Annotated in this window: 19 protein-coding genes and 1 pseudogene; 5 read left to right on the top strand and 15 right to left on the bottom strand. The window is 68.6% G+C overall.

All coding sequences use genetic code 11. From position 1 onward, the window contains the following. Positions 1-43: 43 nt before the first annotated feature. Complete coding sequence (locus QSK31_RS04050; protein ID WP_285681006.1) at positions 44-817, bottom strand: transglycosylase SLT domain-containing protein; 774 nt, start codon at positions 815-817, stop codon at positions 44-46. 131 nt (positions 818-948) lie between these two features. Between QSK31_RS04050 and typA the strand changes: the two genes are divergently transcribed. Then, the gene (typA, locus tag QSK31_RS04045; RefSeq protein ID WP_285681005.1) at positions 949-2,814 is read left to right on the top strand and encodes a translational GTPase TypA; all 1,866 of its coding nucleotides are present in this window, start codon (positions 949-951) and stop codon (positions 2,812-2,814) included. A gap of 68 nt (positions 2,815-2,882) precedes the next feature. On the opposite strand, the gene QSK31_RS04040 is transcribed toward typA, so the two are convergent. Next, a complete protein-coding gene (locus tag QSK31_RS04040; RefSeq protein WP_285681414.1) occupies positions 2,883-3,881 on the bottom strand; it encodes a TerC family protein in 999 nt (332 codons plus the stop codon). 389 nt (positions 3,882-4,270) lie between these two features. Between QSK31_RS04040 and QSK31_RS04035 the strand changes: the two genes are divergently transcribed. Then, positions 4,271-4,567 (top strand): antibiotic biosynthesis monooxygenase family protein, encoded by a 297-nt coding sequence (locus tag QSK31_RS04035; RefSeq protein WP_285681004.1) that lies wholly within the window; start codon positions 4,271-4,273, stop codon positions 4,565-4,567. A gap of 185 nt (positions 4,568-4,752) precedes the next feature. Here QSK31_RS04035 and QSK31_RS04030 read toward each other — a convergent pair whose 3' ends face one another. The 3 genes from QSK31_RS04030 to uvrB form a co-directional block, all read right to left on the bottom strand. Continuing rightward, positions 4,753-5,571: a hypothetical protein gene (locus tag QSK31_RS04030; RefSeq protein WP_285681003.1), complete on the bottom strand. Its 819-nt coding sequence runs from the start codon at positions 5,569-5,571 to the stop codon at positions 4,753-4,755. Next, on the bottom strand, positions 5,564-6,076 hold the full coding sequence (locus tag QSK31_RS04025) for a SigE family RNA polymerase sigma factor (protein WP_285681001.1): 513 nt from the start codon (positions 6,074-6,076) through the stop codon (positions 5,564-5,566). The genes QSK31_RS04030 and QSK31_RS04025 overlap by 8 nt, the downstream gene beginning before the upstream one ends. A 72-nt stretch (positions 6,077-6,148) precedes the next feature. Further along, a complete protein-coding gene (gene uvrB, locus QSK31_RS04020) occupies positions 6,149-8,272 on the bottom strand; it encodes an excinuclease ABC subunit UvrB (protein WP_285680999.1) in 2,124 nt (707 codons plus the stop codon). Between the two features lie 434 nt (positions 8,273-8,706). Between uvrB and QSK31_RS04015 the strand changes: the two genes are divergently transcribed. Next, entirely contained in the window at positions 8,707-9,144 is a 438-nt protein-coding gene (locus tag QSK31_RS04015; RefSeq protein ID WP_285680997.1) for a DoxX family protein, read from the top strand. A gap of 183 nt (positions 9,145-9,327) precedes the next feature. On the opposite strand, the gene QSK31_RS04010 is transcribed toward QSK31_RS04015, so the two are convergent. From QSK31_RS04010 to rpsA, 3 genes are all read right to left on the bottom strand, one after another. Further along, positions 9,328-10,191, bottom strand: a complete 864-nt coding sequence (locus QSK31_RS04010) for an HAD-IIB family hydrolase (RefSeq protein ID WP_285680995.1) — start codon at positions 10,189-10,191, stop codon at positions 9,328-9,330. Between the two features lie 23 nt (positions 10,192-10,214). Next, positions 10,215-11,381, bottom strand: a complete 1,167-nt coding sequence (coaE, locus tag QSK31_RS04005; RefSeq protein ID WP_285680993.1) for a dephospho-CoA kinase — start codon at positions 11,379-11,381, stop codon at positions 10,215-10,217. An 81-nt stretch (positions 11,382-11,462) separates the two neighbouring features. After that, the gene (gene rpsA, locus QSK31_RS04000) at positions 11,463-12,983 is read right to left on the bottom strand and encodes a 30S ribosomal protein S1 (protein WP_285680991.1); all 1,521 of its coding nucleotides are present in this window, start codon (positions 12,981-12,983) and stop codon (positions 11,463-11,465) included. Positions 12,984-13,292: 309 nt separating this feature from the next. Between rpsA and QSK31_RS03995 the strand changes: the two genes are divergently transcribed. Continuing rightward, entirely contained in the window at positions 13,293-14,090 is a 798-nt protein-coding gene (locus QSK31_RS03995) for a class I SAM-dependent methyltransferase (protein ID WP_285680989.1), read from the top strand. 28 nt (positions 14,091-14,118) lie between these two features. Next, a pseudogene (locus tag QSK31_RS03990) lies at positions 14,119-14,235 on the top strand (DUF3140 domain-containing protein); the annotation flags it as partial. Here the strand turns inward: QSK31_RS03990 and QSK31_RS03985 are convergent. The 7 genes from QSK31_RS03985 to QSK31_RS03955 form a co-directional block, all read right to left on the bottom strand. Further along, a complete protein-coding gene (locus tag QSK31_RS03985; protein ID WP_285680988.1) occupies positions 14,236-14,589 on the bottom strand; it encodes an ArsR/SmtB family transcription factor in 354 nt (117 codons plus the stop codon). A gap of 137 nt (positions 14,590-14,726) precedes the next feature. Continuing rightward, positions 14,727-17,420, bottom strand: a complete 2,694-nt coding sequence (gene polA, locus QSK31_RS03980) for a DNA polymerase I (RefSeq protein ID WP_285680986.1) — start codon at positions 17,418-17,420, stop codon at positions 14,727-14,729. A gap of 85 nt (positions 17,421-17,505) precedes the next feature. Beyond that, complete coding sequence (locus QSK31_RS03975) at positions 17,506-18,216, bottom strand: ABC transporter ATP-binding protein (protein WP_285680985.1); 711 nt, start codon at positions 18,214-18,216, stop codon at positions 17,506-17,508. After that, on the bottom strand, positions 18,206-19,102 hold the full coding sequence (locus tag QSK31_RS03970; RefSeq protein ID WP_285680982.1) for an ABC transporter ATP-binding protein: 897 nt from the start codon (positions 19,100-19,102) through the stop codon (positions 18,206-18,208). The genes QSK31_RS03975 and QSK31_RS03970 overlap by 11 nt, the downstream gene beginning before the upstream one ends. Continuing rightward, positions 19,095-20,246 (bottom strand): branched-chain amino acid ABC transporter permease, encoded by a 1,152-nt coding sequence (locus tag QSK31_RS03965; protein WP_285680980.1) that lies wholly within the window; start codon positions 20,244-20,246, stop codon positions 19,095-19,097. The genes QSK31_RS03970 and QSK31_RS03965 overlap by 8 nt, the downstream gene beginning before the upstream one ends. Next, positions 20,243-21,184, bottom strand: a complete 942-nt coding sequence (locus tag QSK31_RS03960) for a branched-chain amino acid ABC transporter permease (protein ID WP_285680978.1) — start codon at positions 21,182-21,184, stop codon at positions 20,243-20,245. The genes QSK31_RS03965 and QSK31_RS03960 overlap by 4 nt, the downstream gene beginning before the upstream one ends. Before the next feature lie 70 nt (positions 21,185-21,254). Beyond that, positions 21,255-22,412, bottom strand: a complete 1,158-nt coding sequence (locus QSK31_RS03955; protein WP_285680976.1) for a branched-chain amino acid ABC transporter substrate-binding protein — start codon at positions 22,410-22,412, stop codon at positions 21,255-21,257. Between the last annotated feature and the right edge of the window lie 185 nt (positions 22,413-22,597).

The following is a 22,597-nucleotide window of genomic DNA, read 5'->3' as shown; positions in this document are numbered from 1 at the left end:
ACCGACTAGTGTAGCCGCCCGCTCTCCCCCGCCTGCGACCAGGTCAGTATCGGTCGCAGTAGCAGGACTTCATCAGCGAACGCACCGAGTCGACGTACGCGGGATTGGGCAGGTCGCCGCTCTCGTACGCCGTGTCCACCCCGTCCCGCCCGGCGTTGTAGCCGGAGATCACCATGTTGAGCAGGCACATGCTGCCGTGGGTCTTGCAGCGCGCCGGGCTCAGGTCGTACTTGCCCTTGAAGTGGTCGTCGCCGAACGCCTTGGTCAGCCAGGCCAGGTAGTTGGCGCCGGCCAGGGCGTTCTGTTTGTAGTCCGCGGCGTCGTAGCTCTGCCCGAACCGGAGGTTGATCTGGTCGACCGTACCGGGCATCACCTGCATCAGGCCGCGGCCGCCGTCGCAGTTCACGATGTTCGACTGCCAGCCGCTCTCCTGCCAGGCGATCGCCTTGACCAGGTCGGCGGGGACCTTCAGCCTGGGCGCCGACGTCTTCCAGTACGCCCTGCCGGCCGCGGTGCTCAGCGCCGCCTTGGCCGCCTTCTTGGACACCAGCTTGCCCTCGCGGGTGGCGCACTCGGGCAGCGTGAAGTTGTTCGGGTCCTCGGTCGGCGTCGGCTTGGCCTTCTTCACCGGCCTCTTGGACGGCGCCTCGGTCGGCGGCGGCTCCTCGGCGGGCGTCTCCACGACCTCGATGGGCGTGATCGGCTCGGGGCTCGCCTGGGCGACCGGCTGCTGCTCAGCCGCCGAGCGACCCGTCACCCCACACCCCGACACCATGACCAGTACGGCGGCCAGCGCCGCGATGTGCCCCCGCTGCATAGAAAGAACGCTAACAATACGCCCCGTCGCCGCGCTGCCCCGGAAAACGGACAAAACGCTCGGGTATGAAGTGGGGCACGCAGTACACCCCCGGGGCGTCGTCCGCAACCACCGCCTTGGACAATGGAGCCATGCAGACCCGCTCGGACCTACGTAACGTCGCCATCATCGCGCACGTCGACCACGGCAAGACCACCCTGGTCGACGCCATGCTCCGGCAGGGCAGCCAGTCCCACGCCCGCGGCGAGATGGCCGACCGAGCGATGGACTCGATGGATCTTGAGCGGGAAAAGGGCATCACCATCCTCGCCAAGAACACGGCCATCAGCTACCGGCCGGCCGATGGCGAGCCCGTCACCATCAACATCATCGACACCCCCGGCCACGCCGACTTCGGCGGTGAGGTCGAGCGCGGCCTCACCATGGTCGACGGCGTCGCCCTCCTCGTCGACGCCTCCGAGGGCCCGCTGCCGCAGACCCGCTTCGTGCTGCGCAAGGCCCTGCAGGCCAAGCTGCCGATCATCCTGATCATCAACAAGGTCGACCGGCCGGACGCCCGGATCAAAGAGGTCGTCGACGAGACGTACGAGCTGTTCCTCGACCTCGACGCCGACGAGCACCAGATCGAGTTCCCGATCGTGTACGCCTGCGCCCGCGACGGCATCGCCTCGCTGACCCAGCCCAAGGACGGCACCATCCCCGAGGACAGCACCGACCTCGAGGTGCTGTTCAGCACGATCCTCGAGACCATTCCCGCGCCGACCTACACCGAGGGCGCGCCGCTACAGGCGCACGTCGTCAACCTCGACGCCTCGAACTTCCTCGGCCGGCTCGCGCTCTGCCGCGTCCACGAGGGCACCATCCGCAAGGGTCAGACCGTCGCCTGGTGCAGGACCGACGGCACGATCAGCAACGTACGCATCTCCGAACTGCTCATCACCGAGGGCCTCGACCGCAAGCCCGCCGAGAGCGCCGGCCCCGGCGACATCATGGCGGTCGCCGGCATCGCCGACATCATGATCGGCGAGACGCTGGCCGACGCGGAGAACCCGGTGCCGCTGCCGCTGATCACCGTGGACGAGCCGGCCATCTCGATGGTGCTCGGCACCAACACCTCCCCCATGGTCGGCAAGGTGAAGGGCAGCAAGGTCACCGCCCGCATGGTGAAGGACCGGCTCGACCGCGAGCTGGTCGGTAACGTCTCGCTGCGCGTGCTGCCGACCGAGCGGCCGGACGCGTGGGAGGTGCAGGGCCGCGGCGAGCTCGCCCTGGCGATCCTGGTCGAGCAGATGCGGCGCGAGCAGTACGAACTGACCGTGGGTAAGCCGCAGGTCGTCACCCGGCTCGTCGACGGCAAGGTGCACGAGCCGGTCGAGCGCCTCACGATCGACGCCCCGGATGAATACATGGGCGCGATCACCGGCCTGCTGTCTCAACGCAAGGGCCGGATGGAAGAGCTGATCAACCACGGCACCGGCTGGCTGCGCATGGAGTGGCTGGTCCCGGCGCGCGGCCTGATCGGCTTCCGCACCGAGTTCCTCACCGACACCCGCGGCACGGGCATCATGCACCACATCTTCGAGGACTACGAGCCGTGGTTCGGCGAGCTGCGGACCCGCAGCAACGGCTCCCTGGTCGCCGACCGCTCCGGGCCGGTCACCGCGTTCGCGATGACCAACCTGCAGGAGCGCGGCTCACTCTTCGTCGAGCCGACCACCGAGGTGTACGAGGGCATGATCGTCGGCGAGAACTCCCGCGCCGACGACATGGACGTCAACATCACCAAGGAGAAGAAGCTCACCAACATGCGGCAGTCGACCTCCGACGAGACGGAGAAGCTGATCCCGCCGCGCAAGCTGTCCCTGGAGCAGGCCCTCGAGTTCTGCCGCGAGGACGAGTGCGTCGAGGTCACGCCGGCCGCCGTACGCATCCGCAAGGTCGTCCTGGACCAGCAGACCCGCGGCCGCGCCGCCGCCCGCAGGAAACACCAGGGATAAAGCTTCCGCTACGTTGAAGGCCGGTCGGGGGAACCCCGGCCGGCCTTCGTCATCTGGCGCCCGTGTCGTCAGACCCGGGCGCCGACGAGCTCTTTCTTCTTGTCCCGGGATGACTTCACCAGGCTCGCCGCGGTCGCGATGCCGAGCGTTCCGATGATCACCAGCAGGGACAGCCAGATCGGGATCTCCGGCGCCCAGTGGAAGCCGTGCCCGCCGTTGACGAAGCTGATCGTGTTCGTGTGCAGCGCCTCGAGGACGAGCTTCACGCCGATGAAGGCGAGCACGAAGGCCAGCCCGATGTTCAGGAAGACCAGCCGCTCCAGCAGGCCGCCGAGCAGGAAGTACAGCTGCCGCAGGCCCATCAGCGCGAAGACGTTCGCGGTGAAGACGAGGTACGGCTCCTTGGTGATGCCGAAGATCGCCGGGATCGAGTCGAGCGCGAAGATCAGGTCCGTGGTGCCGATCGCGATCATCACGATCAGCATCGGCGTGAACAGCTTCTTGCCGGTCACCGCGACCGTCGTGGTCAGCTTGCCGTCGCCGAACGACGAGGAGATCGGGAAGGCTTTCTTCGCCCACCGGATGAGGATGTTCTCCTTGAAGTCGTCCTCGTCGTTCTGACCCTGCCTGAGCAGCGTGATCGCGGTGTACACGAGGAAGGCGCCGAAGATGTAGAACACCCAGGAGAACTGCGCGATCAGGGCGGCGCCGGCGGCGATGAACGCGCCGCGCATCACCAGGGCCAGCACGATGCCGATGAGCAGCACCTTCTGCTGGAAGACCCGGGGCACCGCGAACCGGGCCATGATGATCACGAAGACGAAGAGGTTGTCGACCGACAGGCTGTACTCGGTCAGCCAGCCCGTGTAGAACTCACCGGCTGCGGTGCCACCGGCGAAGACCCAGACGCCGACGCCGAAGAGCAGAGCCAGGCCGACGTAGAACCCGACCCACGTGCCGGCCTCGCGCATGCTGGGCTCGTGCGGTCGACGGCCGACGATGAGCAGGTCGACGGCGAGCATCACGACAAGAGCGGCAAGGGTGGCGATCCACACCCAGGCGGACACATTCACAGTCGGGGAACCTCCGGCAGACACGGGGCACCGCCAGACGGGGGATCCAGCGGCGTGCGGCTGTCGAAGGTCTCTTCCGCCGCAGCCAGTCCGATCCTGACTGCGACCGCCGGCCCCGGGCTGCCCCTGGTCAGAGGACAGATCCGTGTTGACGAGACCGGCGCGCTAGGAATACTCCCCTTGCAACCCCGCCATTGTGTCGCATCCGGCTGCGTTTCTGCACATCTCCTCCGTAAGAAGTGCGCGACATCTCCTCGTTACCCGCTCGCAGCGTCCCACGCCACCAGTCCTGTCGCATCCTAGGAGGCTAGTTCACTCATGGCTCACTCCTTGCCGGCCGCGCACGTTCCCAGTCGCGCGGTGCATGTGGCAGGCTGCCGATCATGGTTCTCGAAGTCGCGCTCATCGACGTGATCCCTGGCCAGGAGGACGCCTTCGAGGCCTCCTACCGGCTCGGCCACCCCATCCTGGCCGGCGCCCCCGGCTGCCGTTCGGTGCGGATGACCCGCGGCATCGAGTCGCCGTCCCGCTTCGTGCTCCTCGTCGAGTGGGACAGCGTCGAAGCCCACGACCAGAACTTCCGCGCCACCGACCGCTTCGCCCAGTGGCGCGGCCACATCGGCCCCCACTTCGCGAACCCGCCGCGGGTCGAGCACTTCACCGACGTCCAGCCCGGCTAGGTGACTAGTGTCAAACGCGTTCATCGCGGTCGGTGATCGACAAACACGGCTGTGTCGGCAGCTCGGCGCCAAACGGAGGCCCCCGAGGGTCAAGTCGACCCTTCGGCGAGGCGCGAACCCGTATTTAACACCAGTCACCTAGCGGCCCGAGCCGGCGTTGACCCGGCCCGGCCCGCTGACCGCGCTCACCCGGGCGGCATCGCCCGTGGGGTGAAGGTGGCTACCGTGTCCGCGCCCCAGTGCCGCTCCGCGTCGGCGCGCATGTCCTGCAGGTCGGCATCGCTCATCGTCGGCCTCAGGAAGGTGTAGTTCGCGGTCCAGCGGAACTTGCCGTCGCCGAGTTCCGTGCTCATCCAGGAGCTCCCGGTCATGCCGGTGCCGGGCTTGAACCTGGGCGCCATGATCTCCTTCTGCGGCAGGGGGGTGGATCGCACCACCGTCGCGGTCACGCCGAACCAGTAGCCGCGAACCGTGATGAGCTCAGCGCGGCGTACCCCGGGTCGTTCGGCCATCTCGGCCACGAACTGTTCGGCCCGCGACCGGGTCGGCGGCTGCCTGAGGCCCCCCAGCACCAGGTAGTCGCCGGCCGGGGTGTCCGGGAAGTAGTTCCGAAGGTTCAACCGTCCGCCACCGATGACCTCGACGTATGCCTGCGGTTTGTTCAGGAGCTCCCGCAGGATCTCTTCGCTCGATGCACCGTTCTCGAAGCTCCAGGAGAGGACCGGGACATCCGTCTCCAAAGCGCCCGGCGTCAGATCCGCCGAGGCCGAGGCCGACGCTGCCGCTTGGACACCGGCCCCCGGAACGGGCGCCGGGCCGCCGGGCAGGCCGGCCAGCACCACCGCCCCGACCGCGATCGCGGCGACCAGCCCCGCCGCGCCGGCCCCGGCCAGCCGGGCACGCCGCCGCCGGGCGCCCCGCTCGACCGCGTCGAAATCACCGCCCCGCGTCTGCGCGGCGGCCCCGTACGCCGCCTCACGCAACAGTTCGTCCAGTTCAGGCATGACGCGCCCCCACAGTCTGCTCGAAGGTCTCGTCACCGCTGGACAACAGCTCGCGCAGGGCCACCCGGCCCCGCGAGAGGCGCGCCTTGATCGTTCCGGTGGGTACGCCCACCTCGGCCGCCACCTGGTCGACGGAAAGGTCGCACAGGTGGTGCAGGACGATCGCTCGGCGCTGCGGCTCGGGCAGTTTCGCCAGCGCCGCCACGACCAGCGGCGTCTCCACGCCGGGGCCGGGATGGTCGGGCGCCGGGCCGGCCCTGCGCCAGGCGGCCAGCGTGGACCGGGCGGCCCGCCAGCGGCTCACCGCCAGCCTGCGGGCCACCGTCCGGATCCAGGCGTCCGGCGCATCGCCCTCGGCGAAGGACCGGCGCCTGCCCCAGCCACGAATGAACGCCTCCTGGACGACGTCCTGTGCCTCACTGAGGTCACCCGTCATCAGGTACACCTGGCCCACCACCCGGCTGTACGCAGCCGCGTAGTAGGCGCGGTATTCCTCGTCCGTCACGTCGTCGTCCCCCGATTCGGCTGCCCGCGGTGTCGTCTCACACACGCAGCCCGAGGGGTGAATGGTTGCGGACTATTTCACGCCGGTCATGTCCATGCCGCGGAGCTCCTTTTTCAGCTCCTTGACCTCGTCGCGGATCCGGGCCGCCAGCTCGAACTGGAGCTCGCGCGCGGCCCCCAGCATCTGGTCGCTGAGGTCCTGGATGAGCTGGGCGAGCTCGGCCCGGGCCATGCCCTCGCGGGCCGGCGTGGCCGCCGAGCGGGGCGGCCGGGACCGAGTCTCCGGCGTCGGGCCCTTGCCCCGCGACATCTGCCGGCCGCCGCCACCGACCATCGGGGCGGTGCCCACGGCGGCGTCGGTGTCCTCGGCCTCCTTGTAGATGTCGTCCAGGATGTCGTGGATCCGTTTCCGCAGCGCCGTCGGCACGATGCCGTTCGCCTCGTTGTGGGCGATCTGCTTGGCCCGGCGGCGGTCGGTCTCGTCGATCGCGTCCCGCATCGACGGCGTCATCTTGTCGGCGTACATGTGGACCTCGCCGGACACGTTCCGCGCGGCGCGGCCGATGGTCTGGATCAGGGACCGGCCGGAGCGCAGGAAGCCCTCCTTGTCCGCGTCGAGGATCGCGACCAGCGACACCTCGGGCAGGTCGAGGCCCTCGCGCAGCAGGTTGATGCCGACCAGCACGTCGTAGTCGCCCTTACGCAGTTCCTTGAGCAGCTCGACCCGGCGCAGGGTGTCCACCTCGGAGTGCAGGTAACGCACCCGGATGCCGTTCTCCAGGAGGTAGTCGGTGAGGTCCTCGGACATCTTCTTGGTCAGCGTGGTGACCAGGACCCGCTCGTCCTTGTCGGTACGTTCCTTGATCTCGTACATCAGGTCGTCAATCTGGCCCTTGGTGGGTTTGACCACGACCTGGGGGTCGACCAGGCCGGTCGGGCGGATGACCTGCTCGACGAACTCGCCGCCGGCCTCCCGCATCTCCCACGGCCCGGGCGTCGCGGACAGGAACACCATCTGCCCGACCCGCTCCTGGAACTCGTCGAACCGCAGCGGGCGGTTGTCGGCCGCGCTGGGCAGCCGGAAGCCGTGCTCGATGAGGATCCGCTTACGCGAGGCGTCGCCCTCGTACATGCCGCCGATCTGCGGGATCGTCACATGCGACTCGTCGATCACGGTCACGTAGTCGTCCGGGAAGTAGTCGAGCAGCGTGTACGCCGGCTCGCCGGGACTGCGCCCGTCCATGTGCATCGAGTAGTTCTCGATGCCGTTGCAGAAGCCGACCTGCCGCATCATCTCGATGTCATAGGTCGTCCGCATCCGCAGCCGCTGCGCCTCCAGCAACTTGCCCTGCCGCTCGAACTCGGCCAGCCGGTCGGCGAGCTCGGCCTCGATCTGCCGGATCGCCCGGTCCATCCGCTCCGGCCCCGCCACGTAGTGCGTCGCCGGGAAGATCACCAGCTCGTCGACCTCGCGGACCACCTCGCCGGTCAGCGGGTGCAGGTAGTAGAGCTTCTCCACCTCGTCGCCGAACAGCTCGATGCGGACGGCGAGTTCCTCGTACGCCGGAATGATCTCCAGCGTGTCACCCCGGACCCGGAACGTGCCCCGCTGGAAGGCCATGTCGTTCCGCGCGTACTGAATGTCGACCAGCCGGCGCAGCAGCTTGTCACGGTCGACCTCCTCGCCCACCTTGACCACCACGGACCGGTCGATGTACTCCTGGGGCGTGCCCAGGCCGTAGATCGCCGAGACGGTCGCCACCACGATCGTGTCGCGCCGGGTGAGCAGGGACATCGTCGCCGAGTGCCGGAGCCGCTCGACCTCCTCGTTGACCGACGAGTCCTTTTCGATGTAGGTGTCGGTCTGCGCGATGTACGCCTCGGGCTGGTAGTAGTCGTAGTAACTCACGAAGTACTCGACGGCGTTGTTGGGCAGCAGCTCGCGGAACTCCTTGGCCAGCTGCGCGCACAGCGTCTTGTTCGGCGCGAGCACCAGCGCCGGCCGTTGCAGCTTTTCGATCAGCCAGGCCGTGGTGGCCGATTTGCCCGTGCCGGTGGCGCCGAGCAGCACGGTGTTGCGGTCGCCCCGGCGCACGCGTCGCTCCAGCTCAGCGATGGCCGCGGGCTGGTCGCCGGCCGGCTGGAATTCGCTGACGACCTCGAAGCGGCCGTCGAGTCGTGGGATGTCGAGCGCCATGGGGACCACGGTACGTCGGGGGTACGACAAGTTCCGCCGGGCCGTGGTTTGCGGGTGATGCCAATTCGGCTCCGGCCTCGATGCAACCGGTGTTCCGGCGCCTACTCTGGTGCGGTAGGCCGCTCGCGGCGGCCGCCAGGCGGGGTCTCCGGATCACCACACGGTCCCTCCCCGCCGGCATCGTGATCGCAGCCCCGGTTCCGCCGGCGAGCGCGTCACGATGGTCTCCGGACCGGCCGCCGCGACGGCCCTTATTTCTGCCCGTCCTGGGTGTGACCAACCGCACACACTCTGAGTAAGTTCTGAGATACCTCGCGTGATCAGGGGCGGAAACATCACGGCAACAAGCCGTCTACCTGCGCCTTCTTGAAGATTGAGCATGCAACTTATTAGCGTGCATCAATGTTCTTCGTTCCGAGGCAAGGGAGTACGCCATGAGCACGCACAAGTTCGCCGGGCCGATCTGGTCGCTCTTCCGGATCGTGGTCGGCTTGCTGTTCACCCTCAACGGCACGGGCACGGTCTTCGGCGTCCTCGGCGCGGCGGGCAAGAGCGCCGCGCCACTCGGGCAGTGGCCGGGCTGGTGGGCCGGGCTCATCCAGGTCGTCTGTGGACTTCTCGTGCTGTCCGGGCTGTTCACGACGGTCGCGGCCGTGGTGGCGTCCGGCTCCATGGCGTACGCGTACTTCACGGTGCACCAGCCGCAGGCCCTGCTCCCCAGCCAGAACGGTGGCGCCTCGGCCGCCCTCTACTGCTGGTCCTTCCTGGCGATCGCCGTGATCGGCGCCGGGCCGTGGTCGCTGGACGCCCTCCGCCGCCGCGCCACCGCCAAGCCGGCCGCCGAGCCCTCCCCCGCGCCCGCCACCACCTGACCGGCCCGGCCCTGTGGACGGCCGCCCAAAATCGTCGTACCCCGGCCCTACGTTCAGGCCCACCCGGAACAGGGGTGGGGGAGGCGGCGGGGGCGATCGATCCGCAAGATCAACTTTGTCTCCGGCCAGCGCCACCGCCTGCGCCTGACTGCCCGATGAGAACGCGGCGATACCCCGGCCCGCTCAAGCAGCCGGCGGAACCCCGGCGCCGCCCCGAGCCCGGGCACCGTGGGAGGCGATCCAGGTAGCGACGGCTTCGTCAGCGTTCGACCCGATCACCGAGTGCGCGGCGGCCCGCAGCTCCGGGATCGCGTTGGCCACCGCGATCGCCCGATCGGCGATCGCGAACATCGGCCCGTCGTTGGGGCCGTCCCCGAAGCAGGTCAGCGACGTCGCCCCGATCTCGTCGCGCAGGGCGGCCACCGCGGCGGCCTTGGTGGCGGCGCTCGAGGTCAGTTCCACCCACCATTCGCCGGGGGCGTAGACGTCCTCGCTGTAGACGGCGTGACAGGTGGCCGCGAAGGCGTCCAGGTCGGTCCGGACCGGCAGGAGGGCCTCGGGGCTGCCGATCAGGGCGATGCTGATCACGGCCGCGAGGTCGATCTGGGACCAGGCGGTGAGGGGAAGCAGGCGCGGGTCGTCGCGGCGGTAGCTGAGGAACGTGTCCACGGCCGGTGTGTGGTGGTCGGTGAGCCAGCAGACCCGGTCGCGGTCCTCCCGCATGACGAACAGGATCGGCTGGAGGCTCGGGCGCGCGGTGCAGTGGCTGAGCACGGTGTCGACGACGGCCTGGTCGAGCAGGTGGGCGGGGCGGGCGTCGCCGGTGCGCGGGTCGACCATCATGGCGCCGCCGTAGGTGATCACCGGCAGGGTCAGGTCGAGGGCGGCGGTCGCCCGGGCGGCGCTGGCGAAAGAGCGGGCCGTCGCGTACGTGAACAGGCCGCCGTCTGCCAGGAAGCGGTTGACGGTCCGCACGGTCCGGGTGCCGAGCTTGCCGTCCGGCCGCAGCAGTGTTCCGTCCAGATCGGATACCAGCAGCTCCCTCATGGCCACCACTATGGGTACGACAATCAAGCGGGGCGAGGCATTTTCCAGCCGGTGTCGACGGCCCAGGCTTCGGCAGCGACCGCCTCCTGGTCGAACCACGGTTCCTTGTCGTCGGCGTAGGAGGACGGGTCCAGCGCGGCCTTCAGGGCGGCGTACTCGTCGCGCGCGGCGGGGTCGGCCCGGAGGTGGTCGCGCATCAGCAGGGCGAACCGCCAGCCCGGCGACCCGGTGACCCGGACGTGCAGGTTGACCGGGCGGCCGGGGTCGGCGCTGTTGTGGAAACGCTTCGGCCAGGTCTGGCCGGGCAGGCCGCGGGCGTTGTCCCACCACTCCCCCGGCTGCCGCGGGAAGCCGGCCTCCTCGAGGCGGCCGGCCAGGGCGTCCGCCTCGTCCAGCGAGTCCACGGCGAGCATCAGGTCGATGACGTCCTTGGCGGGCAGCCCGGGCACGGAGGTGGAACCGATGTGGTGCGCCGCCGCCGAGGAGGCGCGCCGGATGCGCGCGAGGAGCCGGTCGGCCTGCGCCGGCCAGGTCGGGTCCGGCGGCACCACCCGGATCTCGGGGGCGGGCGCGGCGCGGTGCCGGCGGAGGTTCTCCTCGAAGGGGACCAACCTGTCCTGCCACAGCCGGGAGAGCAGCGAGCCGAGGCCGTCGAGGGTGCCGTCGTTGGGGATCAGCACGTCGGCCGCGGCGGCGCGGGTCTCGTCGGTGGCCTGCGCCGCGATGCGGGAGCGGGCCTGGTCGGCGGTCATCCCGCGGGTCTCGGCGAGGCGGCGCACCCGGGTCGCCTCGGAGGCGGTCACCACCAGGACCAGGTGGTAGGACGACGCCTGGCCGGTCTCGACCAGCAGCGGGACGTCGTGCACCACGATCGCGTCGCCGGGCGCCGCGGTGGCCAGTTCGGTCGCTCTGGCGCGTACGCGTGGATGAATGATCTTCTCGAGCCGGTGGCGCGCCTCGTCGTCGCCGAAGACCATCGCCCCCAGCGCCGGACGGTCCAGCGAGCCGTCGGGGCCCAGCACCCCGTCGCCGAACGCGGCCACCACCTCGGCCAGGCCCTCGGTCCCGGCGGCGACGACCTCGCGCGCCAGCACGTCCGAGTCGATGATCACGGCACCCAGGGCGGCCAGGCGGGTGGACACCGCGCTCTTACCCGCCCCGATCCCGCCGGTCAGACCCACCTTCAGCACGGATCGAGTATTCCGGAAAGGCGAAGGCCCGCCCGCGACCGGGGTCGCGGGCGGGCCTGCCTCACTGCTGGGTGGAACTGGTTACTTGCCGCCTGCCAGCTTCTCGCGAAGCGCGGCCAGCGCCTCGTCGGTAGCCAGGGTGCCGGCCGGCTCCTCCGACGAACGCGCCGGTGCGGGCGAGCTCGACGAGCTGGAGCTGCCGCCGCCACCGGTGGTGGAGGACGACGCGGGCACACCGGCCGGGACCGGGTTGAGCGCAGCCTCGGCGTCGGCCTCGCGGGACGCCTGCACCTGCTTGGTGTGGGCCTCCCAGCGCTCGCGGGCGTCGGCGTACTGCTTCTCCCACGTCTCGCGCTGCTTGTCGAAGCCCTCGAGCCACTCGCCCGTCTCGGGGTCGAAGCCCTCCGGGTAGATGTAGTTGCCCTCGGTGTCGTAGGTGGCCGCCATGCCGTAGAGGGTGGGGTCGAAGTGCTCCTCGCCCTCCACGAAGTTCTCGTTCGCCTGCTTCAGCGAGAGCGAGATCCGGCGACGCTCGAGGTCGATGTCGATGACCTTGACCATGACGTCCGAGCCCACCTGGACGACCTGCTCGGGCAGCTCGACGTGCCGCTCGGCCAGCTCGGAGATGTGGACCAGGCCCTCGATGCCGTCGTCGACGCGGACGAACGCGCCGAACGGAACCAGCTTGGTGACCTTGCCCGGCACGATCTGGTTGATCGCGTGAGTCCGGGCGAACTGGCGCCACGGGTCCTCCTGCGTCGCCTTGAGCGACAGCGAGACGCGCTCGCGGTCCAGGTCGACGTCGAGCACCTCGACCTCGACCTCCTGGCCCACCTCAACCACCTCGGAGGGGTGGTCGATGTGCTTCCAGGAGAGCTCGGAGACGTGCACGAGGCCGTCCACGCCGCCAAGGTCGACGAAGGCGCCGAAGTTGACGATCGAGGACACGACGCCCTTACGGACCTGGCCCTTCTGCAGCTTGTTGAGGAACTCGGTGCGAACCTCGGACTGCGTCTGCTCGAGCCAGGCACGGCGGGACAGGACCACGTTGTTGCGGTTCTTGTCCAGCTCGATGATCTTGGCTTCGAGCTCGCGGCCCACGTACGGCTGGAGGTCGCGGACACGACGCATCTCGACCAGGGAGGCCGGGAGGAAGCCACGGAGGCCGATGTCGAGGATGAGGCCACCCTTGACGACCTCGATGACGGAGCCGCGCACGACGCCGTCGTCCTCCTTGATCTTCTCGATGGTGCCCCACGCGCGCTCGTACTGCGCACGCTTCTTCGAGAGGATCAGGCGACCTTCCTTGTCCTCCTTGGTGAGGACGAGGGCTTCGATGTGGTCACCGACCGACACCACTTCCGCGGGGTCCACGTCATGCTTGATCGACAACTCGCGCGAGGGGATGACACCCTCGGTCTTGTAGCCGATGTCGAGCAGGACCTCGTCCCGATCGACCTTGACGACGGTGCCTTCGACAATGTCGCCGTCATTGAAGTACTTGATGGTCTCGTCGATGGCTGCGAGGAAAGCTTCCTCCGAGCCGAGGTCGTCGATCGTGACCTTGTTGGCGCTCGAGGTGGCCTCGATGCTGCTCGTCATGTGGACTGTTGCTCCGAACGGATGGTGTCGTGGTGTCTCTCGCGTCCCGCGGAACTGCCGGCGGGCACAGCACGAACATCCGGAGTGATCATGACGGTGGAGTCTGATCAGGCGACGCTGAACGGGCTGAAACCGACGACTTGCGGAACCTGCTCCCTGCCGAGGCACACGTTCCGCGAGCGCATCGACTAGCTTACCGTGCGCATTACCACAGGTTGCAAGCCCTCCCGAGGACCCGGGCATATTCTTGGCCTGGACGACCGTTTTGCCCGTTTCTGACCCTGAAGCGCCGTGGCTTAGCCTAGCCCGGTGATCGACAAAGTTGCCCGACGCCCCGTCTCGGACGCCGAAAGCAGGGTCGCGAGCCGCGGCTGGTGGGACATCGACGCCGACGACTACCAGGCCGAGCACGGCGCCTTCCTCGGCGACGTGGATCTCGTCTGGTGCCCCGAGGGCGTGCGCGAGGCGGATGCCCATCTGCTCGGCGAGGTCCGCGGCCGGCGGGTGCTGGAGCTCGGCTGCGGCGCGGCCTCCGGCGCGCGCTGGCTGCGCGGCGCGGGTGCCGAGGTGGTTGCCATGGATCTCTCGGCGGGCATGTTGCGGCAGGCGCGCGAGGGGTCAGACCGTTCGGGGGTACGCGTCCCGCTCGTCCAGGCTGACGCTCTGGCGCTTCCCTTCGCCACCGGCGCCTTCGACATCGTGTTCACCGCTTTCGGCGCGGTCCCGTTCGTTGCCGACTCGGGCGCCGTGATGCGCGAGGTGGCACGCGTGCTCCGTCCGGGCGGCTCCTGGGTGTTCTCGATCACCCATCCGATGCGGTGGGTCTTCCTCGACGAGCCGGACGAGCGCGGCCTGCTCGCGGTCAACTCGTACTTCGACCGCCGGCCGTACGTGGAGGAGGACGAGTCGGGTGCGCCGACCTACGTCGAGCAGCACCGGACCCTCGGCGACCGGGTCCGCGAGCTGGTGGCGGCCGGTCTCCGCCTGCGGGACCTGGTCGAGCCGGAGTGGCCGGACGGCCACGAGCAGATCTGGGGGCAGTGGAGCCCCCTGCGCGGCCGGCTCTTCCCGGGCACCGCGATCTTCGTCTGCACCCGGGACGAATGACCCGCCTGACCTGGGGTAACGGGAGGTCATGGGCAAGGTCGTCGGCTACGTGCACCGGCACCTCGCCCAGCGGCCCGACGGCGACGTCGAGGACACCGCCCGGCGCTGGTCGCCGATCAACTGGGACCACCACCCGCTGAAGTGATCAGAGGGCGGCGGCGACCGGCTCGGCGATCGCGAGCAGACCCGCCATCAGCGTGATCGCCGCCGGCACCAGGCGGTAGTACACCCAGGTGCCGCGGCGGTCACTGTCCACCAGGCCGGCCTCGCGCAGCACCTTGAGGTGGTGCGAGATGGTCGGCCCGGTCAGCGCGAACGACCCGGTGAGGTCGCAGACGCAGACCTCGCCGCCGCCCGCCGACGCGATCATCGAGAGCAAGCGGAGCCGGACCGGATCACCCAGAGCCTTGAACATCGGTGCGAAAGCGGTCGCGTGCTCGGCGTCCAGTGCACCTCGCGTGATCGGTTGCCACGCGGCGGTGTCTGTCTGTGACGTCATCTCCGTCGTCGAGACTGGCATGTGGCACAGCTAAGCAAACGACCGCAACCCCGATGTTTTCCCAGGTCACGCCCATCTGATTAGAGATGTGTCGAAAGCGTTCACGAGATCGGCACGGATGACATCAGTGCTCACGCTCAGTGGTCGGCGCCGTTCCAGTCCCGGCCCACGCCGACCGACACCTCAAGCGGCACGGACAGCTGATGCGCGGCGCCCATCTCGCGCCGGACCAGCTCCTCCAGCGGCTCCTGCTCCCCCGGCGCCACGTCGAAGACCAGCTCGTCGTGCACCTGGAGCAGCATCCGCGACCGCAGCCCGGACGTGCGCAGCGCCGCGTCGGTCTTCAGCATCGCGACCTTGATGATGTCCGCCGCCGACCCCTGGATCGGGGCGTTCAGCGCCATCCGCTCGGCCATCTCCCGCCGTTGCCGGTTGTCGCTGGTCAGATCGGGCAGATAGCGCCGGCGGCCGAGGATCGTCGCGGTGTAGCCGTCCTGCACGGCCCGTTTCACCACGGCCTGCAGGTAGTCACGGACGCCACCGAACCGGGTGAAGTACTCCTCCATCAGGCCCTTGGCGTCGTCGGTGGAGATGCTCAGCTGGTTGGAGAGACCGAACGCGCTCAGCCCGTACGCCAAGCCGTAGTTCATGGCCTTGATCTTGCGCCGCTGATCGGGGACGACCTCCTCGACCGGGACGTGGAACACCGACGACGCGGTGGCCGCGTGGAAGTCGAAGGCCGAGTTGAACGCCTCGATCAGCGCCTCGTCGCCGGACAGATGCGCCATGATCCGCATCTCGATCTGGCTGTAGTCGGCGGTCATCAGCTGGTCGAAGCCGGCGCCGACCACGAACGCCCGGCGGATCCGCCGGCCCTCCTCGGTGCGGATCGGGATGTTCTGCAGGTTCGGGTCGGTCGACGAGAGCCGGCCGGTGGCGGCCACCGTCTGGTTGAACGTGGTGTGGATGCGCCCGTCGTCGGAGACCGACTTGAGCAGGCCGTCCACCGTGGACTTGAGCTTGGCCACGTCGCGGTGCCGGAGCAGGTGGGCGAGCAGCGGGTCGCCGGTCTGCGTGAACAGGCTCTGCAGCGCGTCGGCGTCGGTGGTGTAGCCCGACTTGATGCGCTTGGTCTTGGGCAGGCTCCGCTCGGTGAACAGGATCTCCTGGAGCTGCTTGGGCGAGCCCAGGTTGAACTCGCGGCCGACCACCTCGTGCGCGGCCTGCTGCGCCGATTTCACCTCGGCGGCGAAGTGCGACTCGAGCTCGGAGAGGTAGTCGGTGTCGGCCGCGATGCCGACGTGCTCCATCTCGCCGAGCACCATCGACAGCGGCTGCTCGACCTCCACCAGGAGCCGCTGGGAGGCGCCGTCGTCGCGGGACAGCTCCTCGGTCAGGGTGTCGGCCAGGTCGAGGGTGGCGCGGGCGCGGAGCATCACGTTCTGCTCGGCGGTGCCCTCCTGCTGGTCGCCCATGACGTCGAGGGTGAGCTGGCCGTCCTCCGGCGCGTCCACCCGCAGCTCGCGCTTGAGGTAGCGCAGGGCGAGGTCGGTCAGGTCGTAGGCGCGCTGGTCGGGCTTGGCGAGATAGGCCGCCAGGGCGGTGTCGACGCGTACGCCGGCCAGGGTCCAGCCGTGCGCCCGGAACGCCAGCCTCGCGGGCTTGGCGTCGTGGATGACCTTGGGCCGCGCGGGATCGGCCAGCCAGCCGGCCACCGCCTGCTCGTCGGACTCGTCGAGCGCCGCGGGATCGAACCAGGCCGCCGGCCCGTCGCCGGTGGCCACCGCGATGCCGGTCAGCTCGCCGGTGCCCCGGCCGAATTTCCCGGTGACCGCGACGCCGATCGGCGCCTCCCGGGCGTGCTCGGCCAGCCAGCCCGCCACCTCACCGGCGCCCAGCACACTGGCGGACAGGTCGAAGCCGGACTCCGCCTCGGGCTCGACCGACTCGAGGTAGGAATAGAGCCGCTCGCGCAGCACCCGGAACTCGAGCGCGTCGAAGACCTGGTGCACCGCCTCACGGTCCCAGCCCTGCCACTTCACGTCCTGCGGGCCGAGCGGCAGCTCCAGGTCGCAGACCAGCTTGTTGAGCTCGTAGTTGCGCATCACCTCGGCCAGGTGCGAGCGCAGGTTCTCGCCGGCCTTGCCCTTGATCTTGTCGGCCGCGGCGATGATGCCGTCCAGGCCGCCGTACTCGTTGATCCATTTCGCCGCGGTCTTGTCGCCGACACCGGGGACGCCGGTCAGGTTGTCGCTGCTCTCGCCGACCAGGGCCGCCTTGTCGCGGTAGCGGTCGGGCCGGACGAAGTATTTCGCCTCGATCGCGTCCGGCGTCATCCGCCACACCTCGGACACGCCGCGGACCGGGTAGAGGATCGTCACGTGCTCGTCGGCGAGCTGGAACGCGTCCCGGTCGCCGGTGGAGATGACCACCTCCATGCCGGCCTCGCGGCCCTGCGTGGCGAGCGTGCCGATCACGTCGTCCGCTTCGTACCCCGGCTTTTCGACCACCGGGATGCGTAGCGCCTCCAGCACCTCTTTGATCAGGCTGACCTGACCCTTGAAGGGTTGTGGCGTCTCGGATCGACCGGCCTTGTAGTCCGCGTATTTCTCGGTGCGGAACGACACCCGGGACACGTCGAAGGCGACCACGATGTGCGTCGGCTGCTCGTCGCGCAGCATGTTGATCAGCATCGACGTGAAGCCGAAGACCGCGTTGGTCGGCTGCCCGGTCTGGGTGGAGAAGTTTTCCACCGGAAGCGCGAAGAACGCGCGGTAGGCCAGGGAATGGCCATCCAGCAGGAGCAGGCGGTCTTTGGCTTCAGCACTCACGGGTGACGACTCTAGTCCGGGGGTGTGACAGAAAAGCCGGGGGCGGCCGCGCGAAACGCGGCCGCCCCCTTTCAGGTACCAACGATCAGGCGACCCCGAGGTACGCCTCCTTGACCGACGGGTCGTGGAGGAGCTCCTGACCAGTGCCCTCCTTGACGATCCGCCCGGTCTCCAGCACGTACCCGCGGTGCGCCCGGGAGAGCGCCTGCTGGGCGTTCTGCTCCACCAGCAGCACCGTGGTGCCCTGCTGGTTGATCTCCGTGATGATGTCGAAGATCTGCTGGATGATCATCGGGGCGAGGCCCATCGACGGTTCGTCCAGCAGGAGCAGACGTGGCCGGCTCATCAGCGCCCGGCCGACCGCGAGCATCTGCTGCTCGCCGCCGGACAGGGTGCCACCGGCCTGCTTACGCCGCTCGGCCAGCCGCGGGAAGAGAGTGAGCACGCGGTCCAGATCCTTGGCCACCTCGGACGTGTCGCGCCGGGTGAAGGCGCCCATGTCGAGGTTTTCCAGGACCGACATGCCCGGGAAGATGCCCCGGCCCTCGGGTGACTGGCAGATGCCCAGAGGCACCCGCAGGTCGGCCCGCAGGTTGCTGATGTCCTTGCCGTCGAACCGGATCTTGCCGGAGGCCAACGGGTTCAGACCCGAGATCGCCCGCATCGTGGTGGTCTTCCCGGCGCCGTTCGCACCGATCAGAGCCACCACCTCGCCCTCGGCGACCTGGATCGTCATCCCGTGCAGAGCCTCGATGCGACCGTACTTGACGACGATCTCGTCCAGTTCAAGAAGCATCTGCGGTCTCCCCCAGGTAAGCGGCGATGACCTTGGGGTTGTCCCGGACCTCTGCCGGGCTGCCCTCCGCGATCTTCTTACCGAACTCCAGCACCACGATCCGGTCGGTCACACCCATGACCAGCCGCATGTCGTGCTCGATCAGCAACACGGTGTACCCCAGGTCGCGGATCCTGCGGATGAGCTGGAGGAGATCCTCCTTCTCCGCCGGGTTGAAGCCGGCGGCCGGCTCGTCCAGGCAGAGCAGCTTCGGCTCGGTGGCCAGCGCCCGGGCGATCTCGAGGCGGCGCTGGTCGCCGTACGGCAGGTTGCGCGCCTCCTCGTTCGCCCGGTGCTCGATCCCGACGAAGCGGAGCAGATCGAGCGACTTCCGCTCGCCGGCCCGTTCCTCGAGGGTGTGCCGGGACAGCCCGAACGTCTTGGCGCCCCAGCGGCGGACCTGCTGGGTGAACCGGATGAAGCCGTTGTCCGAGTCGACGGCCGGCAGTTCCTCCGGCTTGACCCGCACGCGGTAGAGCCGGAACAGCGCGCCCACCACGCTCGTCTTGTGCCGGGAGTCGGTCCCGACCATGACGTTCTCGAGCGCCGTCATCTCCGGGAACAACCGGATGTTCTGGAACGTGCGTGCCACGCCCATGTGGTTGATCTCGTGCGGACGGCGACCGGTGATCTTGTCGCCGTCGAACGTCACCTTGCCCGAGGTCGGCTTGTAGACGCCGGTCATGACGTTGAAGCACGTCGTCTTGCCGGCGCCGTTCGGGCCGATCAGGCCGAGGATCTCGCCCCGGTAGATGTTGAAGCTCACGTCGTTGAGAGCCACGACGCCGCCGAACTTCAGCGTCACGTGGTCCACATCGAGCAGCACCGTACGCGTCAGGTCAGACACCGGCCGGCACCTCCTCCCGTCGGTCCTGCAACTCGCGAGCTCGCCGCCGGCTCGGGAACAGACCCTGCGGCCGGATGAGCATGACGATGACCAGAGCCAGACCGAACACCAGGAACCGCCACTCGGCGAAGTCCCGGAACCGCTCCGGCAGGTACGCCAGCAGGAACGCGCCCACCGCGACACCGGCCATGTTGCCCGCACCGCCGACCACGACCATGGCGACGAACAGGATGGACAGCTGCGCGTTGAACTGGTTCGGCTCGATGAACCCGGCTCGGCTGGCGAACAGCAGGCCGGACAGACCACCGAGCGCCGCGCCGATGGCGAACGCCCACAGCTTGAACTTGAACGGGTACACGCCCATCACCGCGGCCGCGTCCTCGTCCTCCCGCACCGCCAGCCACGCCCGGCCGACCCGGCTGTTCTCCAGCCGGCGGACCAGGAACACGATCAGCAGCACGACCGACAACGCCAGCCAGTACCACGGCTTGGCGTCGAGCAGGCCGAAGACCTTGTTGTCCGCGGACGGCGCGCCCTCGGGACCGGGGATGGCCGCGATACCGGCCGGACCACCGGACCAGCTCACCGAGTTGCGCACCACGCGCTGGATGATCTCGCCGAAGCCCAGCGTCACGATGGCCAGGTAGTCACCGCGCAACCGCAGCGTCGGCCAGCCCAGCAGCACGCCGGAGATCATCGCCAGGACCAGCGCGATGATGATGCACACCGCCCAGAGCATGGCCCATTCCTGGCTCAGCCCGAACTTGTCCTGGATCGCCTGCACCACCGGCGACTGCCGGGATCCGAACAGCGCGACGCTGTACGCGCCGACCGCGTAGAACCCGACGTAGCCGAGGTCGAGCAGGCCGGCCAGGCCGATGACCACGTTCAGACCCAAGGCGATCAGCACGTAGACCGCGCAGGTGAAGAGCACACCCGCCCAGTTGTTGCCGTTCGCGATGTAGTCGGTCCGCAGCCAGGTCAGGCCGGGGATGCCGAGCAGCGGCAGGTAGTAGAGGAACGCGACGAAGGCCGCGAAGCCCAGCCACCGCTGCCACTTCGGCAGCGCCCGCCAGCGGTCGCCGATGGAGACGCGCTTGCGTTCGACCTTGGGGTCTCGTTCGACCTTGGAGTCTGTCGTCATGCCCGGGCCCTCCCCAGCGACTCGCCCAGCAGACCGGTCGGGCGGAACAGCAGCACCACGACCAGGACCACGAACGCGGCGACGTCCTCCCAGTTGGAGGAGGTCAGCGTAGCGGCGTACACCTCGATGACGCCCAGGACGAGACCGCCGACCAGCGCGCCGCGCAGGTTGCCGATGCCGCCGAGGACCGCGGCGGTGAACGCCTTGAGGCCCAGGATGAAGCCGACGTTGAACCGTGTGTTGCCGTACCGCACCGAGTAGAGCAGCGCGGCGGCCCCCGCCAGAAGACCACCGAGCAGGAAGATCAGCATGATCACCCGGTCCTTGTTGACGCCCATCAGCGCCGCGGTGTCCGGGTTCTGTGCCACCGCCCGCACGCCCCGGCCGTACCGGGTGCGGTTGATGAAGACGTCCAGCCCGATCATCATCAGGATCGCTGCCACGACCGTGATCAGCTGGGTGTTCGTGATGGCCGTGTTGCCGATCTGGAACACGACCTCCTGCGGCACGATCGTGGGCATGCCCTTGACCAGGCGGCCCTGCCACACACCGAAGGCCTCGGAAAGAACCAGGGAGAGGCCGATCGCGGTGATCAGGAACGCCAGGGGTGGGGCGTTCATGGTCCGCAACCGTTTGTACGCGATGCGCTCGACCGCCACGGCGGTCGCGCCGGAGGCCACTGCTCCGGCCACCAGACCAGCCGCCAGGAAGACCAGCATCATGCCGATCCCCGGGTTGTTGGTCGCGCCCATGACCGTCCAGGTGCCCAGGACGGCGAAGGTGCCGACCATGAAGACCTCGGAATGGGCGAAGTTAATCAGCTTCAGAACGCCGTAGACCAGCGTGTAGCCGAGCGCGACGAGGGCATAGATGGAGCCCTTCGCCAAGCCGTCCACCGTGTGCTGACCCAGGTGCCCGAAGAGTTCGTCGAAATTCACGGAAACTCCTTATGCACCAGACGCGGCCGAGGGTGAAGGACACCCCCGGCCGCAATCACGTACCAATGGATCAGCTGGTGAGCTTGATCTCCTGCTCGGGCTCGAACTTGCCACCCGTGATCTTGTACGACCAGATGGCGACCTTGGACTTGTCCACGTCACCACTGGGGTCGAACTTGATGTACTTCGAGACGCCCTGCTTGTCGTAGGCGTCGACCCAGGCGAGCAGGTCGGCACGGGTCTTCTTGCCGGCCTTGAAACCGTCCAGCAGAACGGTCGCGCCGTCGTAGCCCTCAGCACCGTACGAACCCGGGGCCTGGCCGTACTCGGCCTGGTAGTCCTTCGAGAACGTGCCGCCGGCCTTGTCCGCCGGGAGGCAGGGGCAGGTCACGATGGCGTCGTTGGCGGCGTCGCCGGCGCCCGACGGGAAGCCGGGGTCGTAGAGGCCGTCGAAACCGATGAACTTCGCCTTGACGCCGGCCGCGCGGGCCTGCTTCAGCAGCGGAGCCGCCTCGTTGGTGTAACCGCCGTACGCGATGGTGTCGGCACCCGACGACTTGATCTTGGAGATCGTGGCGTCGAAGTTGGTCTGGTCGGTCTGCACCTTGTCGGAGGCGACCGCCGTGGCGCCGAGGCCCTTCTTCACGCCGTCGATGATGCCGACGCCGTAGGTCTGGCCGTCGTCGATCAGGAAGACCTTCTGGCCCTTCTGGACGTTCTTGATGTACTCCACGGCGGCGGCGGCCTGCGTGCCGTCGTTGCCCACGACGCGGTGGAACGACTTGTTGCCGGCCGCGGTGAGCTCGGTGGCGGTCGCCGACGGGCTGACCATGACGAGACCGGCGGCCTCGTAGATCGGCATCGTCGCCTTCGACTCGCCGGAGAAGTGACCACCGATGACGGCGAGGAACGACTGGTCCTGCGCGACCTGGTTGGCGATCGGCGTCGCCTGGTCCGCATTACCCTGCGTGTCGAACTCCTGCATGGTGACCTTGCAGTTGGCGTTCGCGGCGTTGAACTGCTTCACCGCCATCTTGGCTCCGTTGAGCGACGGGATGACGAGGCCCGCGTTCGGGCCGGTGAAGGCACCGAAGATCGCGATCTTGCCACCGCAGTCAGCCGCGGCGGCGTCGCCGTCGCTGTTGCCCGAGTCCTGACATCCGGCCGCCGCGAGCATGGCGGCCGCGAGCCCCACGGCACCCAGGGCCCGTACATAGTTACGCCTCAAGGCTTATGACCTTTCATCTATGCAGGGTGCGGTGGCCCCGTCCCTGTCCTTGGTCCAAAACCGCTAACCTGCGCACTGCTCGTGATGGCGCAGCGTACTTGGCTGTTAATTGCCTAAGTAGGCTCTGGCGAGCACGCTTGCCAAACCGTTACAGAGTGCTGCTCGAACATCCCTCCCTGGAAGGG

The sequence above is a fragment of the Actinoplanes sp. NBRC 103695 genome, from assembly GCF_030269485.1.
Taxonomy (GTDB): domain Bacteria; phylum Actinomycetota; class Actinomycetes; order Mycobacteriales; family Micromonosporaceae; genus Actinoplanes.
The sequence above is the reverse complement of the archived record's forward strand: the minus strand, read 5'-3'. Positions and strand labels throughout refer to the sequence as shown.

What these genes read in the sequence shown, in the direction of transcription:
- QSK31_RS04050 (WP_285681006.1), bottom strand. Translation starts at nt 817, where the DNA reads ATGCAGCGGGGGCACATCGCGGCGCTGGCCGCCGTACTGGTCATGGTG.
- QSK31_RS04015 (WP_285680997.1), top strand. Translation starts at nt 8,707, where the DNA reads ATGAGCACGCACAAGTTCGCCGGGCCGATCTGGTCGCTCTTCCGGATC.
- QSK31_RS04035 (WP_285681004.1), top strand. Translation starts at nt 4,271, where the DNA reads ATGGTTCTCGAAGTCGCGCTCATCGACGTGATCCCTGGCCAGGAGGAC.
- QSK31_RS03975 (WP_285680985.1), bottom strand. Translation starts at nt 18,216, where the DNA reads ATGCTTCTTGAACTGGACGAGATCGTCGTCAAGTACGGTCGCATCGAG.
- QSK31_RS04010 (WP_285680995.1), bottom strand. Translation starts at nt 10,191, where the DNA reads ATGAGGGAGCTGCTGGTATCCGATCTGGACGGAACACTGCTGCGGCCG.
- rpsA (WP_285680991.1), bottom strand. Translation starts at nt 12,983, where the DNA reads ATGACGAGCAGCATCGAGGCCACCTCGAGCGCCAACAAGGTCACGATC.
- uvrB (WP_285680999.1), bottom strand. Translation starts at nt 8,272, where the DNA reads ATGGCGCTCGACATCCCACGACTCGACGGCCGCTTCGAGGTCGTCAGC.
- QSK31_RS03965 (WP_285680980.1), bottom strand. Translation starts at nt 20,246, where the DNA reads ATGACGACAGACTCCAAGGTCGAACGAGACCCCAAGGTCGAACGCAAG.
- typA (WP_285681005.1), top strand. Translation starts at nt 949, where the DNA reads ATGCAGACCCGCTCGGACCTACGTAACGTCGCCATCATCGCGCACGTC.
- QSK31_RS03985 (WP_285680988.1), bottom strand. Translation starts at nt 14,589, where the DNA reads ATGACGTCACAGACAGACACCGCCGCGTGGCAACCGATCACGCGAGGT.
- QSK31_RS04030 (WP_285681003.1), bottom strand. Translation starts at nt 5,571, where the DNA reads ATGCCTGAACTGGACGAACTGTTGCGTGAGGCGGCGTACGGGGCCGCC.